Below are 21,878 nucleotides of genomic sequence, written 5' to 3'. Positions count from 1 at the left end.
TAGTCCACGCACAGATCCAGCATGTGCGCGCCCTCACGGATCTGGTCCCGGGCCATCTCCACACAGTCGTCCCAGCGGGCCTCCAGCATCGCCTCGCGGAACTTCTTCGACCCGTTCGCGTTCGTCCGCTCACCGATCGCCATATACGCGGTGTCCTGACGGAACGGCACCGTCTGATACAACGACGCAGCACCCGGCTCCGGGCGCGGGTCCCGGACGGCCGGACTCAGACCACGCACCCGCTCCACGACCTGGCGCAGGTGCTCGGGCGTGGTACCGCAGCAGCCGCCCACCAGCGAGAGCCCGTACTCCCGCACGAAGGTCTCCTGCGCATCGGCCAGCTCGGTGGCCGACAGCGGGTAATGCGCCCCGTCCTTGCCCAGCACCGGCAGACCCGCGTTCGGCATGCACGACAGCGGGATGCGCGCGTTGCGGGCCAGATAGCGCAGGTGCTCGCTCATCTCCGCCGGACCGGTCGCGCAGTTCAACCCGATCATGTCGATGCCCAGCGGCTCCAGCGCCGTCAGCGCGGCGCCGATCTCCGACCCCAGCAGCATCGTGCCGGTCGTCTCCACCGTCACCGAACAGATCAGCGGCACGGAGACCCCCAGGGCCTCCATCGCCCGGCGGGCACCGATGATCGAGGACTTCGTCTGCAGCAGGTCCTGCGTGGTCTCCACCAGCAGCGCATCCGCCCCACCCGCCAGCAGCCCCTCCGCATTGACCTGGTAGGCATCGCGGATCGTCGCGTAATCGATGTGCCCCAAAGTGGGCAGCTTCGTGCCCGGACCCATCGACCCCAGCACCCACCGCTGCCGGCCCGTCGACACCGTGAACTCGTCCGCCACCTCACGCGCGATCCGCGCACCCGCCTGCGACAGCTCGAAATTGCGGTCGGAGATGTCGTACTCCGCCAACGCGGCGAAGTTCGCGCCGAACGTGTTCGTCTCCACGCAGTCGACGCCGGCCGCGAAGTACTCCCGGTGCACGTTCGCCACGATGTCGGGGCGCGTCACGTTCAGGACCTCGTTGCAGCCCTCCAGCTGCTGGAAGTCCTCCAGCGTGGGGTCCTGCGCCTGGAGCATCGTCCCCATCGCCCCGTCGGCGACGACCACCCGGGTGGCCAGAGCCTCTCGAAGGGCATCGGCCCGGGTCTGCGCGTTCATCTCGGCCTCGGCAGGAAGGTCTCGACGTCTGCCGCCGCCGCAGCACCGTACGCCGCGGCCAGCCGGGACAGGATCGCGGCGCGGTCCAGCTCGTACTCCTGGGTCCCCACGCACTCCAGGGCCGTGGTGGCCAGCGCGCTGCCCAGGCGGGCGGCCGCTTCCGGGCCCAGCCCCCAGGCGGTCGCCGCGAGGAAGCCCGAGCGGAAGGCGTCTCCGACACCCGTCGGGTCCACCGGGGACGGGCTGGGCACCGCGGGCACGGGGAGGGGCGCGGCGTCCCTGCGCAGGATGCGCGAGCCGGCTTCGCCGAGTGTGGTGATCCACAGGCCGGTCCGGTCGAGGACCTGCCGTTCGGTCCAGCCGGTGCGTTCCTGGAGGAGTACGGACTCGTACTCGTTCGTGAAGAGCCAGCGGGCGCCGTCGACGAGGGCGCGTACCTGGTCGCGGTCCAGGCGGGCGAGTTGCTGGGAGGGGTCCGCGGCGAAGGGGATGCGCAGGTGCCGGGCCTCCTCGGTGTGGCGGAGCATCGCCTGCGGGTCGTTCGGGGAGACCAGGACCAGGTCCAGGCCTCCCACCCGCTCGACGACCGGTTCGAGGCCGATGGTCCTGGCCTCCGCCATGGCGCCGGCGTAGAAGGTGGCGATCTGGTTGTGGTCGGCGTCGGTGGTGCAGACGAAACGGGCCGTGTGGTGTTCCGGCGAGACGTGCACCGCGTCGGTGTCGACGCCGTGTTCCTTGAGCCGGACGGCGTACTCGGCGAAGTCGGGGCCGACCGCACCGACCAGGACCGGGGCGAGGCCCAGCAGGCCCAGGCCGTACGCGATGTTCGCCGCCACTCCCCCTCGGCGGATGTCGAGGCTGTCCGCGAGGAAGGAGAGGGAGACGTGGTCCAGCCGGTCGGCCACGAGCTGGTCGGCGAAGCGGCCGGGGAACACCATCAGGTGGTCGGTGGCGATGGACCCGGAGAGGGCGATGCGCATGGGTGTGGGTCGGCCTTCCTCGGTCAGATGCCCGCGATGCGGCGCAGCGCTTCGGCTCGGTCCGTGCGCTCCCAGGTGAAGTCCGGGAGCTCGCGGCCGAAGTGGCCGTAGGCGGCGGTCTGGGCGTAGATCGGGCGCAGCAGGTCGAGGTCGCGGATGATCGCGGCCGGGCGGAGGTCGAAGACCTCGCCGATGGCCCGTTCGATCCGGTCGGTGGGCACGGTGTGGGTGCCGAAGGTCTCGACGAACAGGCCGACGGGCTCGGCCTTGCCGATGGCGTACGCGACCTGGACCTCGCAGCGCGAGGCGAGGCCGGCGGCGACCACGTTCTTGGCGACCCAGCGCATGGCGTAGGCGGCGGAGCGGTCGACCTTCGACGGGTCCTTGCCGGAGAAGGCGCCGCCGCCGTGGCGGGCCATGCCGCCGTAGGTGTCGATGATGATCTTGCGGCCGGTCAGGCCGGCGTCGCCCATCGGGCCGCCGATCTCGAAGCGGCCGGTCGGGTTGACCAGCAGGCGGTAGCCGTCGGTGTCCAGCTTGATGCCGTCCTCGACGAGCTGGGTCAGCACGTGCTCGACGACGAACTCGCGTATGTCCGGGGTCAGCAGGGCGTCCAGGTCGATGTCCGCGGCGTGCTGGGTGGAGACGACGACCGTGTCGAGACGGACGGCCTTGTCGCCGTCGTACTCGATGGTGACCTGGGTCTTGCCGTCGGGGCGCAGGTACGGGATGGTCCCGTTCTTGCGGACCTCGGACAGGCGGCGGGAGAGCCGGTGCGCGAGGTGGATCGGGAGCGGCATCAGCTCGGGCGTCTCGTCGCACGCGTAGCCGAACATCAGGCCCTGGTCGCCGGCGCCCTGACGGTCGAGTTCGTCGGCCTCGCCGCCGACCCGGGTCTCGTACGCGGTGTCGACGCCCTGCGCGATGTCCGGGGACTGCGCGCCGATGGACACCGAGACACCGCAGGAGGCGCCGTCGAAGCCCTTGGCGGAGGAGTCGTAGCCGATCTCCAGGATCTTGTCGCGGACGAGCTGCGCGATCGGGGCGTAGGCCTTCGTCGTCACCTCGCCCGCGATGTGCACGAGACCGGTGGTGATGAGGGTCTCCACGGCCACACGCGAGGTCGGGTCCTCGGTGAGGAGCGCGTCGAGGATCGTGTCGCTGATCTGGTCGGCGATCTTGTCGGGGTGGCCCTCGGTCACGGACTCCGAGGTGAACAGGCGGCGGGACATGGGGCTCCTGAGGGGCTTTCGAGGACCGCAGCCGCCGAGGGCTGCGGGACGGGCTGGAGGATCGTCGAGCGGGGTCCTTGCGAGCTGCTAAAGGGATCCGGCCGGGGCGGGCCGGCGGGGCGCCGCCCAGGACCGGGGCGACCGGTAGCTGCGGTCCAGGTCCCAGGCCGCCGCCGGAGCGGGGGCCTGGGCCGGTGCGCACGGGTCGGCGCACGCGCCGCGGGTGCGCAGGACGGCGAGCAGCGCCAGGGTCGCCGCGACGATCTGCTGCTCCTCCGGCTCACCGCGGACGAAGCGGAGCACGTGGGCCTGCTCCGCGGGCGTCATGCGGACCAGGCCATGGCCGACGGGCCGGGGTTGGCCCGGGTGGTGTCGGTCGCGCACCACAGTTCGGGGGCGTCGGGCAGGCCGTGCAGGACGCGTGCCAGGACCAGCGTGGCCAGGGTGCCGCGCGGCAGGCCGAGTCCGGGGCCGCAGGGCGTGCCGTCGGCCTCCAGCAGGCAGAGCACGCCCGCCGGAGCGGCGGCCGTGACGTCCTGGGTCAGCCGCTGCGCGAGCGCCTCCTCCTCCTCCTCAGCCGCGTCCGAGAGGTCCACGGTGCGCACCCCGACCTCCACACCCCGTACGGCGAGTGCCTCCAGGGCGGCGGTGACGAACGGGTCCTCGGTGAACCCGGCCGGTACGAGCGCCAGCCAGCCGGCCCCGGACGGCTCCGGCGGCTGCTCCGCGGGCCGCCAGTCCAGGCTCCGGCGCTCCGACACCGTGCGGGCGGGTGCGCCCAGCCAGTAGGGCCGGCGTTGGAAGGCGTACGTGGGAAGGTCCAGCGGCCGCTGCCGGGCGGCGGCCGGCGTCTCGCGCAGGGTGTGCCAGTCCACGTGCGCGCCGTGCACGTACGCCCGGGCCAGTCCGGCCGCCACGTTCCCGCCGGGCGGGAGCAGTTCCACCAGGGCGACGTAGTCCTCGCAGGCCTGCGGGTCGGAGGCGGGCCGGAACAGGGACCAGGACGGCTGTGCCGGGTCGGGTGCCTCGCCCAGGGCCGCGCAGCGGGCGGCGGCGTCCAGGCCGAGGGCGCCGGCGGCGTGGACGGCCGCGGCCTCGTGCGCCGGGTCGCCGACGAAGGCGTCGAGGCGTACGCCGAGGGCGCGCCACAGGCGCACGAGGGCGACGGTGAAGGCGAACAGGGCGCAGCGGTCCGCGGTTTCGTCCTCCGGCCCCGGCGCCGCCGAGAGGAGCCGGTCGAGGACCGGGGTGTCCGTGTACGGGCGCAGGGCGTGCGCACAGGCTTCCAGGTGGCTGCGGAACTCCGGTGATTGCGCGGCGAGCCGGCGCGCCGACTCACGCCAGGGGCCCTGGGGGTCGGGCAGGACGTACCCGATGCGCTCGTCGGTGACCTCGCCGCGCACCACGTACGGGGAGTCCTGGCCGGCGGCGAGGGCGCGCAGGCCCGCTTCGAGGGCGGCCCGGTCGGCGCCCAGGACCACGGCGCGGTGGGAGAGCGCGGCCCGGGTGGTGGACAGGGCGTGGGTGAGTGCCGCCGGGTCGGTGCCGGGGTGGGCGGCGGTGAAGTCCAGCAGCCGGGCCGCCTGGGCGTGCAGGGCCTCGGCACCGCGGGCGGAGAGCGGCCAGGCGACGGGGGCCGAGCCGAGCACGGGTGCGGCGGCGGGCGCGGGGGCCCCTTCCGGCTCCGGGGCGGCGGGCGCCTCCTCGACGATGACGTGGGCGTTGGTGCCGCTGATGCCGAAGGAGGAGACGGCGGCCCGGCGCGGGCGGCCGGTCTGCGGCCACGGCACCTGCTCGGTGAGCAGTTCCACGGCGCCCGCGTCCCACTCCACGTGCGGGGTCGGTTCGTCCACGTGCAGGGTCTTCGGGACGAGGCCCGCCCGGAGGGCCATCACCATTTTGATGACGCCGCCGACGCCGGCGGCGGCCTGGGTGTGGCCGAGGTTGGACTTCAGCGAGCCGAGCAGCAGCGGCCGGTCGGCGGGGCGGCCCTGCCCGTACGTCTCCAGCAGGGCCTGCGCCTCGATGGGGTCGCCGAGCCGGGTACCGGTGCCGTGCGCCTCCACCACGTCCACGTCGGCCGGGGTGAGCCCGGCCTGCGCGAGGGCCTGGCGGACGACCTTCTGCTGGGCGAGCCCGCTGGGCGCGGTGAGGCCGTTGCTGGCACCGTCCTGGTTGACGGCGGAGGCCCGGATGACGGCGTGCACCCGGTGCCCGCTGCGCAGCGCGTCGGAGAGCCGCTGCAGGACGAGCACGCCCGCCCCCTCGCCCCAGCCGGTGCCGTCCGCTGCGGCGGCGAAGGCCTTGCAGCGGCCGTCGGGCGCCATGCCGCGCTGGCGCGAGAACTCGACGAACACGCCGGGCGAGGCCAGCACGGTCACTCCCCCGGCCAGGGCCAGGTCGGTTTCGCCGGAGCGCAGGGCCTGGCAGGCGGTGTGCAGGGCTACCAGGGAGGAGGAGCACGCGGTGTCGAGGGTGACGGCGGGGCCCTCCAGGCCCAGGGCGTAGGAGATCCGGCCGGAGATGACGCTGGCCGTGGTGCCGGTGAGGAGGTGGCCGTCGGCGCCCTCCCACGGCTGGTGCAGGCGGGGGCCGTACTCCTGGGCGATGGCGCCGATGTAGACGCCGGTGTTGCTGCCGCGGACGGCGAGCGGGTCGATGCCGGCCCGCTCCAGCGCCTCCCAGGAGGTCTCCAGCAGGACCCGCTGCTGCGGGTCCATGGCGATCGCCTCGCGGGGCGAGATGCCGAAGAACTCGGCGTCGAAGCGGTCGGCGTCGTGCAGGAAGCCGCCCTCGTAGGCGTACGACCTGCCGGGCCGGTCGGGGTCGGGGTCGTAGAGGTTCTCGATGTCCCAGCCCCGGTTGTCGGGCAGTTCCGTCAGGGCGTCGCGGCCTTCGGCCACCAGGTCCCACAGCGCTTCGGGGGAGGCGGTGCCGCCCGGGTAGCGGCAGGCCATGCCGACGATGGCGACCGGTTCGGTGCGGCGGTCCTCCTGCTCCCGCAGCCGCCCCTTGACCTCGCGCAGTTCGGTCATGGCGCGGCGCAGGTAGGTGCGCAGCTTCTCCTCGTTGGTGTCGCCGGCGGCGCCGGTCAGGTGCTCGCCCGTGTTCTCGTTCCCCATGGGGATGCCGGCCTCCTCAGCCTCGGAAAAGATCGAGTTCGTCTTCGAGGGCCGCGAACAGCTCCTCGTCGGTCGCCGCCGCCAGGTCCTCCTGGCCGGTGGCCGGGGTCTGCCGGGCGGCCGCCGGTTGCCGCTCCCAGCGCTGGAGCAGCTCGCCCAGCCGCCGGCCGATGCCCTGTCGGGCCGCGTCGTCCGGAGCGGCGGCGAGCAGGGCTTCGAACTGGGCCTCCAGCCGTCGCAGTTCGCGGTCGGCGGTGTCGGCGGCGTCGGTGGTCCCGGCCGCCGTGACACCCTCCGCCGGGGCCAGTTCGCCGTACAGGTAGTCGGCGAGCGCAGCCGGCGTGGGGTAGTCGAAGACCAGCGTGGCGGAGAGCCTCAGCCCGGTCGCCGCCTTGAGCCGGTTGCGCAGCTCCACCGAGGTCAGCGAGTCCGAGCCGAGCTCCTTGAAGGCCCGGTTCGGGCCGATCGCGGCCGGCGAGGACTCACCGAGGACCACGGCCGCGTGCTCGCGGACGAGGTCGAGCAGCATCCGGCGGCGCTCGGCCTCGGGCAGCGGCGCCAGCCGGTCGGCCAGCGCGGCGGGCCCCCCGGCCCCGCCGCCGGCCTGGGCACGGCGGCGTACGGGCGTACGGACCAGGCCCCGCAGCAGCGCCGGGATCTCGGCGCCGGCCCCGGTCAGGCCTGCGGTGTCCAGCCGTACGGGGGCGAGGGCCGGCCGGTCGGCGGTCAGTCCCGCGTCGAACAGGGCCAGGGCCTCCGGTGTGGGCAGGGCGGCCACGCCGGTGCGGGAGAGCCGGCGCAGGTCCTTGTCGTCCAGGGTGCCGGTGAGGGCGCTGGTCTGCTGCCACAGGCCCCAGGCGAGGGACACCGCGGGCAGGCCCTGGGCGCGCCGCTGCTGGGCGAGGGCGTCCAGGAAGGCGTTGGCGGCGGCGTAGTTGGCCTGCCCGGCCGTGCCGAGCGTGCCGGCCGCGGAGGAGAACAGCACGAAGGCGGCGAGGTCGAGACCGCGCGTCAGCTCGTGCAGGTTCCAGGCGGCGTCGGCCTTGGGGCGCAGGACGCGGTCCACCTGGTCCGCGGTCAGCTGTTCGACGGCGGTGTCGTCGAGGGTTCCGGCGGCGTGCACGACCGCGGTCAGGGGGTGCGCCGGGTCCACCGAGGCGAGCGCCGCCTCCAGCGCCGTCCGGTCGGCGGCGTCGCAGGCCGCGAGCGTCACCCGGGCGCCCCGGGCGGTGAGTTCGGCGGCCAGTGCCTGCGCTCCGGGGGCCTGGGCGCCCTGCCGGCTGGTGAGCAGCAGATGGCGGATGCCGTGCTCTTCGACCAGGTGCCGGGCGACGAGGGCGCCGAGGGTGCCGGTGCCGCCGGTGACCAGCGCGGTGCCGTCCCGGTCGAGCAGCCGCGGGACGGTGAGCACCAGCTTGCCGGTGTGCCGGGCCTGGCTCATGTGCCGGAAGACGGCGGGGGCCTGGCGCAGGTCCCAGGCGGCGGCGGGCAGGGCCCGCAGGGTGCCGTCGGTGAAACGGGCCAGGACCTCGGCAAGCATCTCCCCGACCCGTTCGGGGGCGACGAGATTGAGGTCGTAGGCGTGGTAGGAGACGCCGGGGTGGTCCGCGGCGACCCGGTGCGGGTCCCTGATGTCGGTCTTGCCCATCTCGATGAGCCGCCCGGCGGGGGCGAGCAGGCGCAGCGAGGCGTCGACGAAGTCCCCGGCGAGGGAGCCGAGGACGATGTCCACGCCGCGGCCGCCGGTGGCCTCGCGGATGCGGTCCTCGAAGGCGAGGGTGCGCGAGTCGCAGATGTGTGCGTCGTCCAGGCCGTTGGCGCGCAGGGTGTCCCACTTGCCGTGGCTTGCGGTCGCGTAGACCTCGGCGCCGAGGTGGCGTGCGAGCTGGACGGCCGCCATGCCGACGCCGCCGGCCGCCGCGTGGATCAGGACGGTGTCGCCGGGGCGGATGCCCGCGAGGTCGACGAGGCCGTAGTAGGCGGTGAGGAACGCGACGGGCACGGCCGCGGCCTCGGCGAAGGTCCAACCCTCCGGGACGGGTGCGACGAGCCGGCTGTCGGCGACCGCGTAGGGCCCGAAGCCGTCGCGGACCAGGCCCAGGACCCGGTCGCCCGGGGCGAGGCCGGTCACCCCGGGGCCGGTTTCGACGACCAGTCCGGCGGCCTCGTAGCCGAACCGGTCCTCGTCCTCCTCGATCATGCCGAGGGCGAGGACGACGTCGTGGAAGTTGAGCCCGGCGGCGCGGACGGCGATCCGGACCTGCCCGGGCCGCAGCGCGGCCGTGGCCTCGGGGGCAGGGGCGAGGGCCAGGTTCTCCAGGCTGCCCTTGCCCTCGGTGACCAGCCGCCAGGCGTCCGTGCCGGCCGGCGCGGCCAGGCTCGCGCCGGTGTCGGCCGGGAGCAGCCGGGGAATGAGGAAGCGGCCGGCGCGGAAGGCGAGTTCGGGTTCGGTGCGCAGCAGCAGCGGCAGGTCCTCCAGGGCCGTGCCGAGGTCGGTGCCGTCGAGGTCGAGCAGGGCGAAGCGGCCGGGGTGCTCGCGCTGGGCGGAGCGGATCAGGCCCCAGACGGCCGCGCCGGCCAGGGAGTCGGGCCGCTCGTGGGGGCCGGTGGCCACGGCCCTGCCGGTGACCAGGACCAGCGGGACGTCGGTGAGCCGGTCCTCGGCGAGCCAGGCCCGCAGCAGGGCGAGCACGGCGTCGAGTTCGGCGCGTACCTCGTCGGCAGGCCGCTCGCCGGGGAGCGCGGCTGCGGTGGCGGACGCGACGGGGGCGAGGACGGCGGCGGGGGGACGGGGAGCGGCTCCGGCGAGGCCGGCCAGCAGGCCGGCGATGCTCTCGTGGGCCTCGTGACCGGTGAGCCCGTGGCCGGTGCCGAGGACCGCGAGCCGCTCCCCCGCGGCGGGGGCGGGGAGTTCGTCGAGGGGGCTCCAGTCGACGGCGTACAGCGAGCGCCGTGCGCCGGCCCCGGCCGCGGCCCCGGTGAGGGCCCCGGGGGGAAGGGCGCGTACGGTCAGCGACTCGGCGCAGAGCACCACCGCGCCGGCCGGGTCCCAGGCGGTCAATCCGACGGTGTCGGACGCCTTGCGGGTCAGGCGTACGCGCAGGGCGGTGGCTCCGGTGGCGTGCAGCCGTACTCCGGACCAGCCGAAGGGCAGCACCACCTGGCGGGTGCCCTCGCCGTCCGGTCCCCGGACGAGCAGCGGGTGCAGGGCGGCGTCGAGCAGCGCCGGGTGCAGGGCGAAGGCGTGGGCGTCGGCGTGCCCGTCCTCGCCGAGGGTGACCTCGCCGTACAGGTCGTCGCCGAGGTGCCAGGCGGCGGTGAGCCCCCGGAAGGCGGGGCCGTAGGCGTACCCGGCTTCGGCCAGCCGCTCGTACGCGCCCTCGACGGGCAGCGGTTCGGCGCCCTGCGGCGGCCAGGTCGCGGGGGCGGCGGGCTCCGGCGCGGCGCCGGCGGTCGCGAGGCGGCCGCCCGCGTGGTAGGTCCAGCCCGCCTCGGGGGCGTCCTCGCGCAGGGCGTGGACGGAGACCGCCCGGCGGCCTTCGGCGTCGGGGGCGGCGACGCTCACCTGGATGCGGACGCCGTGGCCCTCGGGGACGACCAGCGGGACGGCGAGGTCGAGTTCCTCGACGAGGTCGCAGCCGGTGCGGTCGCCCGCCGCCACGAGCAGGTCGAGCAGGGCGGTGCCGGGCAGCAGGACGGTGCCGGAGACGGCGTGGTCGGCCAGCCAGGGGTGGGTCTGCAGGGACACCCGTCCGGTGAGCAGGGTGGTGCCGTCCTCGGCGGAGTCGACTGCGGCGCCGAGCAGGGGGTGGCCGAGCGGTTCGAGGCCGAGTCCGGCCGCGTCGGCGGCCGGGGCCGGGGCGTCGAGCCAGTAGGAGGTCCGCTGGAAGGCGTACGTCGGCAGCGGCGCGGGCAGGGCCGGCGCGGCCGGCGTGCCGGGCAGCGCCTGCCAGTCGACGGGCTGGCCGTGGGCGTGGGCCCGGGCCAGCGAGGTGGTCAGGCGGGTGGCGCCGCCGTCGTCGCGGCGCAGGGTCTCCAGCACGACGGCGCTCCTGCCGTCCGCTTCCGCGATCTCCTGGACGGCGGAGGTCAGCAGCGGGTGCGGGGTGGGCTCGACGAAGGTCCCGAATCCGTCGGCGAAGAGGGCGCGGGCGGCATCGGTGAAGCGGACGGTGCTGCGGAGGTTGCGGTACCAGTAGGCGGCGTCGAGGCCGGTGGTGTCGAGGACCGCGCCGGTGACGGTGGAGTAGAAGGGGATGCGGGAGGAGCGGGGCGCCACCGGGGCGAGGGCGGCGAGCAGTTCTGCCTCGACGGACTCGACCTGCGCGACGTGCGAGGCGTAGTCGACGGGGATCCGGCGGGACCGTACGCCGTCGGCGTCCCAGGCGGCGAGGAGGGTGTCGAGGGCGCCGGCCGGTCCGGCGACGACCGTGGAGGCCGGGCTGCTGACGGAGGCGATCTGGATCTGCCCGTCGGTGGCGGCGAGCAGCGCTTCGACCTGCCCGGCGGGGAGCAGCACGGAGGCCATGGCGCCGCTGCCGGAAAGCCGGTCGCGGCAGATCCGACTGCGCAGGGCGACGATCCGGGCCGCGTCGTCGAGGCCGAGGGCGCCGCAGACGTACGCCGCGGCGATCTCGCCCTGGGACTGTCCGACGACGGCGGCCGGGCGGACGCCGGCGGCCTGCCACACGTCGGCGAGCGCGACCATCACCGCGAACAGGGCGGGCTGGACCACGTCCACCCGGTCCAGCGGCGGGGCGCCGTCCGCGCCCCGCAGCACGGCGGTGAGCGACCAGTCGGTGTACGGCGCGAGGGCGGCCTCGCAGGCCTCGACGGACGTCCGGAACACCGCGGAGGCGTCCAGGAGTTCGCGGGCCATTGCGGCCCACTGGGCGCCCTGGCCGGGGAAGACGAAGACGGGGCGGCCGCCGGTCGCCTCGGCGCGGACCAGGTACGGGGAGTCCTGGCCGGCGGCGAGGGCGCGCAGCGCCACTTCCAGCTCGACCGGATCGGCGCCGATCGCGACGGCCCGGTGGGAGAGGGCCGCCCGGGTGGTGGTCAGGGCGCGGGCGACGGCGGCGGGATCGGCCTCGGGGTGCTCGGCGGTGTAGTTCAGGAGGCGTTCGGCCTGGGCGCGCAGCGCCTCGTCGCCGCGGGCGGACAGGGGCCAGACCGCGGGCGCGGTGGCGAGCACCGGGGCGGGGGCCGGGGCCTCGGCGGGCTCCGCCGGGGCGGCGGCCTCCACGGGGTCCGCCGCGGGGGCCTGTTCGAGGATCAGGTGGGCGTTGGTGCCGCTGATGCCGAAGGAGGAGACGGCGGCCCGGCGCGGGCGGCCGGTGTCCGGCCAGTCCGCGGCCTTGGTGAGGAGCCGTACGGCACCCGACTCCCAGTCGACGTGCGGGGTCGGCTCGTCCACGTGGAGGGTCTTGGGAGCCACGCCCTCGCGCAGCGCCATCACCGTCTTGATGACGCCGGCGACGCCGGCGGCGGCCTGGGTGTGGCCGAGGTTGGACTTCAGCGAGCCGAGCAGCAGCGGCCGGTCGGCGGGGCGGCCCTGCCCGTACGTCTCCAGCAGGGCCTGCGCCTCGATGGGGTCGCCGAGCCGGGTACCGGTGCCGTGCGCCTCCACCACGTCCACGTCGGCCGGGGCGAGCCCGGCGTCGGCGAGCGCCTGCCGCACGACCCGCTCCTGGGCGGGGCCGTTGGGGGCGGTGAGCCCGTTGCTGGCACCGTCCTGGTTGACGGCCGAGCCGCGGATCACGGCCAGCACCTCGCGACCGCTGCGCAGCGCGTCGGAGAGGCGCTCCAGGACGACCAGGCCGACGCCCTCGCCCCAGCTGGTGCCGTCGGCGCCGGCGGCGAAGGCCTTGCTCCGGCCGTCGGGGGCGAGTCCGCGCTGCCGCGAGAACTCAAGGAAGATCGTCGGGGTCGGCATGACGGCCGCACCGCCGACGAGGGCGAGCCCGCATTCGCCGCGGCGCAGCGCCTGCACGGCCATGTGCATGGTCACCAGGGAGGAGGAGCAGGCCGTGTCCACGGTGACCGCGGGGCCCTCCAGGCCCAGGGTGTAGGCGATCCGGCCGGAGGCCACGCTGGAGGAGCCGCCGGTGACGGCGTACCCCTCGTACTCCTCCGGCAGCTGCCCCAGCCGGGCGGTGTAGTCGTGGTACATGAGCCCGACGAAGACCCCCGCGTCGGAGCCGCGCAGCGCGGTCGGGTCGATGCCCGCCCGCTCCAGCGCCTCCCAGGAGGTCTCCAGCAGCAGCCGCTGCTGCGGGTCCATCGCCACCGCCTCGCGGGGCGAGATGCCGAAGAAGGCCGCGTCGAACTCGGCGGCGCCGTGCAGGAAGCCGCCCTCGCGGACGTACGACTTGCCGGACTTGCCGGGCTCCGGGTCGTACAGTCCCTCCACGTCCCAGCCGCGGTCGAGCGGGAAGCCGCCCATCGCGTCCGTGCCCGTGGCGACCAGCCGCCACAGGTCCTCCGGGGACTCCACGCCGCCCGGGAACCGGCACCCCATGCCCACCACGGCGATCGGCTCGTGGGCGCGCTCGTCGATCTCGCGCAGCCGCTGCCGGGTGGCGTGGAGGTCGGTGGTGACCTTCTTCAGATAGTCGCGGAGCTTGTCCTCGTTAGCCATCCGACCCAACACTCCTCATGAGATACCGAGTTCACTTTCGATGAACGTGAAGATTTCGTCGTCGCTCGCGGACGCGATGGCCGCGAGCACGGGCTCGTCCACGGCCGCCGCCGGGGCCGGGGGCGTCGCCGCCGCGGCTGCGGCGGGCGCGGGGGGCGGGTCCTGGGGCGCGAGCCGGGCCAGGATCCGCTCGGTGACCGCCGCCGGGGTGGGGCAGTCGAAGAGCAGGGTGGTCGGCAGCCGCAGTCCGGTCGCCGCGTTGAGCCGGTTGCGCAGGTCGACCGAGGTGAGCGAGTCGAACCCGAGGGCGGAGAAGGCCCGTTCGGGCTCCACCTTCTCGGCCGAGCCGTGGCCGAGGACCACGGCCGCACTGCGCCGGACCAGGTCGAGCACGGTGTGCCGGCGCTCGTCGGCGTCCAGCCCCGCCAGCTGCTCGGCCAGGCCCGGTCCGGCGGCCCGGGACTGTTCGGGCGCCGCCTGGGCCGCCCCGGTGCGCGGGGGCGTTGCGCGGACCAGGGCCCGCAGCATCGGGGGCGGGGTGGTGCCGTCGGCCGCGGCGCGGGCGCGCAGGGCCGAGACCTCCAGGGCCACGGGGACGAGCAGCGGGCTGCCGCCCTCGGCCCAGGCGGTGTCCAGCAGCCGCAGGCCGTCCTCGGAGGCGAGCGGGGCGATGCCCGCCCGCGCCATCCGGGCCAGGTCGGCGGCGGTCAGCTCCCCCGTCATGCCGCTGGCCTCCTGCCACAGGCCCCAGGCGAGGGAGACGGCGGGCAGGCCCTGGGCCCGGCGCAGGTGCGCGAGGGAGTCCAGGAAGGCGTTGGCGGCGGCGTAGTTGGCCTGCCCGCCGAGGCCGAGGACACCGGCCACGGAGGAGAAGAGGACGAAGGCGGCCAGGTCGAGGTCGCGGGTCAGCTCGTGCAGGTTCCAGGCGGCATCGGCCTTGGGCAGCATCACCCGGTCCACCCGGTCGGGGGTCAGGGCCGTGACGGTGGCGTCGACAAGCAGTCCGGCGGCGTGCACGACCGCGGTCAGCGGGTGCGCGGGGTCCACCGCGGCGAGCGCCGCCGCCAGCGCCGTACGGTCGGCGGCGTCGCAGGACACCACCTCGGCGCGGGCCCCCAGGGCGGCCAGTTCGGCCACGAGGCGGTCCGCGCCCGGCGCGGCGGGTCCCCGGCGGCTGGTCAGCAGGAGGCGCCGTACGCCGTGCCCGGTGACGAGGTGGCGGGCCACCAGCGCGCCCAGGGTGCCGGTTCCGCCCGTGACGAGCACGGTGCCGTCCGGGTCCAGCGGCCGGGAGGCGGGCCCGCCGTGGGTCTCGGGGCGGACCAGGCGCGGTACGTATCCGCGGCCGTCGCGGAGCACGAGCTGGTGCTCGCCGCGGGCGAAGGCGGCGGCCGCGGGGGCGGCCAGGTCGGCGGCCCCGGTCTCGGTCTCGGTGCCGGTCTCGGTGCCGGTGCCGGTGTCGAGCAGCAGGCACCGGTCGGGGAACTCCGTCTGCACCGAGCGGATCAGCCCCCAGGCGGCCGAGGCCGCGAGGTCCCCGATGCCCGCCTGCGGATCCGTGGCCACCGCGCCCCGGGTCACCACGACCAGGCGGCTCCCGGCGAGGCGGTCCTCGGCGAGCCACTGCTGCACGGTGGCGAGCAGGTCGCGGGTCAGCCGCCGGGCGGCGCTGCCGGGGCCGGCCCCGCCCGCGGGCCCGGTGACGGGCACGAAGAGCAGGTCGGGCACGGGGGCGCCGGCGTCCACGGCCTCCAGCAGGGCGGGGATCCCGTCGTACGGGAGGGCCCGGCCGAGGCCCGGCAGCCCGGCGCCCGTTCCGAGCACGGCCTGCGGGCCCGCCGGTGCGGTGCGCAGGTCGAGCGGGACGGGGGTCCACTCCACCGCGAACAGCGGGTCGGCGCGGCGGCCCAGGGCGGCCAGCCGCTCGGGCTCGACGGGGCGCATCACCAGGGAGTCGACGCTGACCACGGGCTGTCCCGCCACGTCGGCGGCGAAGACCGTCACGGCGTCGGTGTCCGCACCGCCGGGGTCCGCCGCGGGGGCGAGCCGCACCCGCAGCGCGGTGGCCCCGTGGGCGTGCAGCCGTACGCCGCTCCAGGCGAACGGGAGCAACGGCTTGCCGGTGTCCGCGGCGCAGCCGGGGCGGCCGAGCAGGCCGAGGGCGTGCAGCGCGGCGTCCAGGGCGGCCGGGTGGACCCCGAAGCCGGCGTCGGAGGCGTCCTGTTCGGTGAGGACGACCTCGGCGAAGACCTCCGCGCCGCGCCGCCAGGCCGCGCGCAGCCCCTGGAAGGCGGGCCCGTACGCGTAACCCTGGGCCAGCAGTTCGCCGTAGCGGCCGTCGAGGTCGACCGGCTCGGCGCCGGCGGGCGGCCAGGCGGACTCGGCCGCCGGGGCGGCCGCGGCGTCCGCCGAGAGCCAGCCCTGCGCGTGCCGGGTCCACGGGCGGCCGGCGGGGTCGCCGGCGTCGTCCTGCCCCGCCTCGGGGCGGGAGTGGACGGCGACCGGGCGGCGGCCCGACGCGTCGGCGTCGCCGATGACGACCTGCAGCTGTACCGCGCCGTCCTCGTTCAGCACCAGCGGCGCCTGGAGCACCAGCTCGTCCAGGCCGGCGTGGTCCACCGCCGCGGCGGCGTGCAGCACCAGGTCGACGAAGGCCGTGCCCGGCAGCAGGACCGTGCCGAGGACCGCGTGGTCGCGCAGCCAGCCGTGCTCGCGCAGCGCGAGGGAGCCGGTGAGGACCACCGGACCGCCGTCGGGGAGGTCGAGACGGGCGCCGAGGAAGGGGTGTCCGGCGCTGTCCAGGCCCAGCCCGGCGGGGGTGGCGGCCGGGCGCGGCTGGTCCAGCCAGTAGCGGGCGCGCTGGAAGGCGTACGTGGGCAGTTCGACGGCCGGGCCGGCCGGGCTGCCGTGCAGCGGGGTCCAGTCGACGGCGAGCCCGCGCACCCAGGCCTCGGCGGCCGAGGTGGCGAAACGGCGCAGGCCGCCGTCGTCGCGGCGCAACGAGCCGACGGCGAGCCGGGGTTCGGCGCCGGTGGCCTCCTCCACGGTCTCCTGGATGCCGGCGGTGAGCACGGGGTGGGCGCTGACCTCGACGAAGCAGTCGTGGCCTTCCTGCGCCAGCAGGGCGACGGTCTCCTGGAAGCGGACGGTGCCGCGCAGGTTGCGGTACCAGTAGCCGGCGTCGAGCGGCTCGTCGGTGATCCGGCGGGCCAGCAGCGTCGAGTAGAAGGGGATCCGCGGGGTTCGCGGCGCGATCGGGGCCAGGGCGGCGAGCACGCCGTCCTCGGTGGCCTCGACGTACTGCGAGTGGGAGGCGTAGTCGACGGGGATGAGGCGGGCCCGGGCGCCGTCGGCGGTGCAGGCCTCGACGAACGCGGCGAGCGCGGCCGGTTCGCCCGACAGGACGGTGGAGGCCGGGCTGTTGAAGGCGGCGACGCCCAGCCGTCCGCCCCAGGCGGCGATCCGTTCGCGGACGTCGGCTGCGGGCAGGGCCACCGAGGCCATGCCGCCGCGGCCGGCGAGGTGCCGCGCGATCTCCTGGCTGCGCAGGGCCACCACCCGGGCGGCGTCGTCCAGGGACAGGGCGCCCGCCACGCACGCGGCGGCGATCTCGCCCTGCGAGTGGCCCACCACGGCGGCCGGTTCGACGCCCCAGGAGCGCCACAGTCCGGCGAGCGACACCATCACGGCGAAGGAGACGGGCTGGACCACGTCCACCCGGTCCAGGCAGGGCGCTCCCTCGGCGCCGCGCAGCACCCCGGTCAGCGACCAGTCCGTGTACGGGGCGAGCGCCGCCTCGCAGGCTTCGATCTCCCGGCGGAACTCCGGTGACTGCGCCAGCAGTTCACGGCCCATCCCGGCCCACTGGGCGCCCTGGCCGGGGAAGACGAACACCGGGCCGTCCGTGGCCGGTCCGGTGGCGGTGCCCCGGACCAGGGTGCCCGACTCCCCGTCCCCGGCGAGTGCGGTCAGGCCGGACTCCAGCTCCGCCGGGTCCGCGCCCACGACCACGGCGCGGTGCTCGAAGGCGGTACGGGTCGCGGCGAGCGCGTGGCCGAGCGCGGCGGGGTCGGTGGCCGGGGCGGCGGCGAGCCGTTCGGCCAGCCGTGCGGCCTGCGCGGCCAGCGCCTCCCGGGTCCGGGCGGAGACCACCAGCGCGGCCGGGACGCCGTCGGGGCGCGGCTGCGCGGGCGCGCTGCCGCCCTGCTCGCCGGGTTCGGCGGGTTCGGCGGGTTCGGCGGGGGCCTGCTCCAGGATCAGGTGGGCGTTGGTGCCGCTGATGCCGAACGAGGAGACGGCGGCCCGGCGCGGCCGGCCCGTCTCGGGCCAGTCGGCGGCCTCGGCCAGCAGTTCCACCGCGCCGGCCGACCAGTCGACGTGCGGGGTCGGCTCGTCGAGGTGCAGGGTGCGCGGGGCGACGCCCTCGCGCAGGGCCATCACCATCTTGATGACGCCGCCGACGCCCGCGGCGGCCTGGGTGTGCCCGATGTTCGACTTCAACGAGCCGAGCAGCAAGGGCCGCCCTTCCGGCCGTCCCTGGCCGTAGGTGGCGAGCAGGGCGCGGGCCTCGATCGGGTCGCCGAGCCGGGTGCCCGTGCCGTGGGCCTCGACGACGTCGACGTCCGCGGCGGTGAGTCCCGCCTGCGCCAGGGCCTGCCTGATCACCCGTTCCTGGGCGAGGCCGTTGGGGGCGGAGAGGCCGTTGCTGGCTCCGTCCTGGTTGGTCGCGGAGCCGCGGACGACCGCGAGGACGCGGTGGCCGTTGCGTAGGGCGTCGGAGAGGCGTTCCAGGACGACCAGGCCGGCCCCTTCGCCCCAGCTGGTGCCGTCGGCCGCTGCCGAGAAGGCCTTGCTGCGGCTGTCGGGGGCGAGGCCGCGCTGCTGTCCGAACTCCACGAAGATGCCCGGCGTGGACATCACGCACACGCCGCCGGCCAGCGCGAGGGAGGTTTCGCCGCTGCGCAGGGACCGGCAGGCGGTGTGCAGGGCGACGAGGGAGGACGAGCAGGCGGTGTCGATCGTGAGGGCCGGCCCCTCCAGGCCGAGGGTGTAGGCGATCCGGCCGGATGCGACGCTGGTGGTGCTGCCGGTCAGCAGGTACCCCTCGGAGCCCTGCGCGGGCTCGTGCAGGCGGGGGCCGTAGTCCTGGGCCATGGCGCCGACGAACACGCCGGTGTCGCTGCCGCGCAGGCGGTGCGGGTCGATGCCGGCCCGCTCCAGCGCCTCCCAGGCGGTCTCCAGCAGCAGACGCTGCTGGGGGTCCATGGCGACGGCCTCGCGCGGCGAGATGCCGAAGAAGCCGGGGTCGAACTCGGCGGCGCCGTGGAGGAATCCACCTTCGCGGACGTACGAGCGGCCGGCCGTGCCGGGCTCCGGGTCGTACAGCGCCTCCAGGTCCCAGCCGCGGTCGGCGGGGAAGGCGCCGATGGCGTCGGAGCCTTCGGCGACCAGCCGCCACAGGTCCTCGGGGGATTCGACGCCGCCGGGGAAGCGGCAGCCCATGCCGACGATGACAACGGGGTCCTCCCCGGCGGCTGCCGCACCGCCGCCGTGGGCGGGCGGCGCGGGCAGCTCGGCCGGGGCGCCGGCGGGACCGTCCGCGGCGGCGTCCAGCTGCTCCAGCAGATGGTCCGCGAGCGCCTGCGGGGTGGGGCGTTCGTAGGCGAGCGTGGTGGAGAGCGTGAGGGCGGTCCGCGCCTGGAGCTTGTTGCGCAGTTCGACGGCGGTGAGGGAGCCCAGGCCCTGGTTCTTGAAGGTGACGGCGGGATCGACCTGGGCGGGCCCGTCCAGGCCGAGTACGGCGGCGGCGGTGGCGCGGACCAGGTGCAGGACGCGGCGGGCGCGTTCGGCGGGCCGGAGGGCGGCGAGCTCGCGGCGCAGCGGGTTCTCCTCGGTGTCCGCTGCGTCCCCTGCGGCTTCGCGGGCCTGGTCCGCGGACCGCCGTACGGGTGCGTGCGGCGCGGCGGCGTCCAGTTCGGGGAGCCAGTGCCGGGTCCGTTGGAAGGCGTACGTCGGCAGGTCGACGGGGTGCGCGGCCGGGAAGGCGGTGGTGAGGTCGACGGGGAGGCCCCGGGTCCAGGCCTCGGCGAGGGAGGTGAGGAAGCGGGTTGGTCCGCCGTCCCCGCGGCGCAGGGAGCCCACGGCCGCGACGGGCGTGCCGGCCCGTTCGGCGGTGTCCTGGACGGCGGGGGTCAGCAGGGGGTGGGCGCTCGGCTCGACGAAGGCGGTGTGGCCGTCGGCGAGCAGGGCCTCGACGGTGTCCTGGAAGCGGACGGTGCCGCGCAGGTTGCGGTACCAGTAGCCGGCGTCGAGCGGCTCGTCGGTGATCCGGCGGCCGAGCAGGGTGGAGTAGAAGGGGGTCCGCGGGGCCGCTGGGGCGACCGGGGCGAGGGCGGTCAGGACCTCGTCCTCGATCTCCTCGACGTAGGCGGAGTGCGAGGCGTAGTCGACCGCGATGCGGCGGACGCGGATCTCCTCGCGCTCCAGGTCGGCGGCGAGGGCGTCGAGGACGGCCGGGTCGCCGCAGACGACGGTGGCGGCGGGGCCGTTGACCACGGCGATCTCCACGCCCGCGTACGGGCCGTGCAGGCGCTCGGCCACCTGGGCGGCGGGCAGGGCGACGGAGGCCATGCCGCCGCGGCCGGCCAGCCGGCGGGCGATCACGGCGCTGCGCAGGGCCACCACGCGGGCGGCGTCGTCCAGGCTCAGGGCGCCCGCCACGTACGCGGCGGCGATCTCGCCCTGCGAGTGGCCCACGACCGCGGCCGGCTCCACGCCCCAGGAGCGCCAGAGGGCGGCCAGGGCGACCATGACGGCGAACAGGGCGGGCTGGACCACGTCGACCCGGTCGAGGTCCGGTGCGCCGGCCTCACCGCGCAGCACCCCCGTCAGCGACCAGTCGGTGTACGGGGCGAGGGCCGCCTCGCAGGCCTGGATCTCCCGGCGGAACACCTCGGAGACGTCGAGGAGTTCGCGTCCCATGCCGGCCCACTGGGCGCCCTGCCCGGGGAAGACGAAGACGGTGCCGCTCCCGGCGCCGGTGGCGGTGCCCCGGACCAGCGCGGCGGACTCCTCGCCCGCACCGAGCGCGGCCAGTCCGGCCGTCAGGCCGGCCCGGTCGGCGCCGAGCACGACGGCGCGGTGGGCGAAGGCGGTCCGGGTCGCGGCCAGCGAGTGGCCGAGGTCGGCCTCGTCGAGCGCGGTCCGGTCGCGGGTGAAGTCGCGCAGCCGCACCGCCTGGGCGCGCAGCGCCTGCTCCGAACGGCCGGACACCGGCCAGGGCATGACGGCCCCGGCGAACGGCGCCGACGCCGGTGCCTGCGCCGCGGCGGGGGCGGGGACGGCCGGGGCCTCGGCCACGATCAGGTGGCAGTTGGTCCCGCCCATGCCGAAGGAGGAGACACCCGCGAGGCGCGGGCGGTCCGCGCGGGTGGCGGGCCAGTCCGTGAGCGCGGTCGGCACCCGCAGGCCCAGCCGGTCCAGGGGGATCGCCGGGTGGGGGGTCTCGTGGTGGAGGGTGGCCGGGATGCGGCGGTGCGTGAGGCACAGGGCCGTCTTGACCAGGCCGACGATGCCCGCGGCGCCCTCCAGGTGGCCCACGTTGGTCTTGGCCGAACCGACCGCGAGCGGGGCGGCCGCGGCGACATCGGGGGCGGCGGAGTCCGTACCGCCGTTGCCCGTACCGCCGTTGCCCGTACCGCCGTTGCCCGCGCCGCCGTTGCCCGCGCCGGCGGTGCCCGTGGCGGCGGTGCGGACGGCGCCCAGCGCGGCGGCCTCGACCGGGTCGCCGACGGGCGTGCCGGTGCCGTGCAGTTCGACGTAGCCGAGCTCGCGCGCCGTGACTCCCGCGCGCCGCAGCGCGGTCCGCAGGACGTCCTCCTGCCCGGCCTGGTCCGGCGCGGTCAGGGTCGCGCCGCCGCCGTCGTTGTTGACCGCGCCGCCCCGGATCACGCAGTGGATCCGGTCGCCGTCGGCGAGCGCGTCGGCCAGCCGCTTGAGGACGACGGTGGCGCCGCCCTCCCCGCGTACGTAGCCGTTGGCGCGGGCGTCGAAGGGGCGGATGCGCCCGTCCGGGGAGAGCGCGCCCATGGACTCCATGCCCAGGGTGCTCTCGTCGGCGAGGATCAGGTTGACCCCTGCCGCGACGGCCACGTCCGTCTCGGCGCGCCGCAGGCTCTCGCAGGCCAGGTGGACCGCGACCAGCGAGGACGACTGGGCGCAGTCCACGGTCAGGCTCGGCCCGCGCAGCCCCAGCAGGTAGGACAGCCGGTTGGCGATCAGGCCGCGGTGCAGGCCCGTGGTGGTCAGGCCGGAGATCGCCGCCGGGCCGGTACGGCGGACCAGCGTGGCGTAGTCGTCGTTGATCACGCCGACGAAGACGCCGGTGCGGGTGCCGGCCAGCCGGTCCGGGACGATGCGCGCGTCCTCGAACCCCGCCCAGGCCAGTTCGAGCACCAGCCGCTGCTGCGGGTCCATGGCGGCGGCCTCGCGCGGCGAGAGTCCGAAGAAGGCCGCGTCGAACCGGTCCTTGTCCTGGACGAACCCGGCCCACTGCCCGGTCCGCTCGTCCCGGGACACCGCGCAGGTGCCGCTGCTGAGCAGCTGCCAGAACGCCTCGGGCGTATCGGCGCCCGCGACCCGGCAGGACATGCCGACGACGGCGATGGCCTCACCGTCGGCGGCGCGGTCGGGGGTGGCGGTCCCCTCGTCGGTCAGCATGTGAACTCGTGTCCCCTCGT

The 21,878-nt window shown here is 76.1% G+C and carries 7 protein-coding genes; all 7 read right to left on the bottom strand.

All coding sequences use genetic code 11. The annotated features are described in order from the left end of the window. Window positions 1–1,166, bottom strand: a 1,166-nt coding sequence (locus ABZ128_RS14920) for a homocysteine S-methyltransferase family protein (RefSeq protein ID WP_356848573.1), incomplete at its 3' end; no start/stop codon positions are given. Further along, complete coding sequence (locus ABZ128_RS14915; protein ID WP_356848572.1) at window positions 1,163–2,146, bottom strand: carbohydrate kinase family protein; 984 nt, start codon at window positions 2,144–2,146, stop codon at window positions 1,163–1,165. The genes ABZ128_RS14915 and ABZ128_RS14920, both read right to left, overlap by 4 nt. A gap of 23 nt (window positions 2,147–2,169) precedes the next feature. Next, window positions 2,170–3,378, bottom strand: coding sequence for a methionine adenosyltransferase (metK, locus tag ABZ128_RS14910; protein ID WP_356848570.1), 1,209 nt, complete (start codon window positions 3,376–3,378; stop codon window positions 2,170–2,172). Between the two features lie 87 nt (window positions 3,379–3,465). Further along, window positions 3,466–3,705: an acyl-CoA carboxylase subunit epsilon gene (locus tag ABZ128_RS14905; protein ID WP_356848568.1), complete on the bottom strand. Its 240-nt coding sequence runs from the start codon at window positions 3,703–3,705 to the stop codon at window positions 3,466–3,468. Next, a complete protein-coding gene (locus ABZ128_RS14900; RefSeq protein ID WP_356848566.1) occupies window positions 3,702–6,500 on the bottom strand; it encodes a beta-ketoacyl synthase N-terminal-like domain-containing protein in 2,799 nt (932 codons plus the stop codon). The genes ABZ128_RS14905 and ABZ128_RS14900 overlap by 4 nt, the downstream gene beginning before the upstream one ends. 16 nt (window positions 6,501–6,516) lie before the next feature. Continuing rightward, window positions 6,517–13,140, bottom strand: a complete 6,624-nt coding sequence (locus ABZ128_RS14895; RefSeq protein ID WP_356848565.1) for an SDR family NAD(P)-dependent oxidoreductase — start codon at window positions 13,138–13,140, stop codon at window positions 6,517–6,519. 15 nt (window positions 13,141–13,155) lie between these two features. Then, window positions 13,156–21,858: a type I polyketide synthase gene (locus ABZ128_RS14890; RefSeq protein ID WP_356848563.1), complete on the bottom strand. Its 8,703-nt coding sequence runs from the start codon at window positions 21,856–21,858 to the stop codon at window positions 13,156–13,158. Window positions 21,859–21,878: the final 20 nt, after the last annotated feature.

This window comes from Streptomyces sp. NPDC006326 (assembly GCF_040612915.1).
GTDB lineage: Bacteria > Actinomycetota > Actinomycetes > Streptomycetales > Streptomycetaceae > Streptomyces.
The sequence above is the reverse complement of the archived record's forward strand: the minus strand, read 5'-3'. Positions and strand labels throughout refer to the sequence as shown.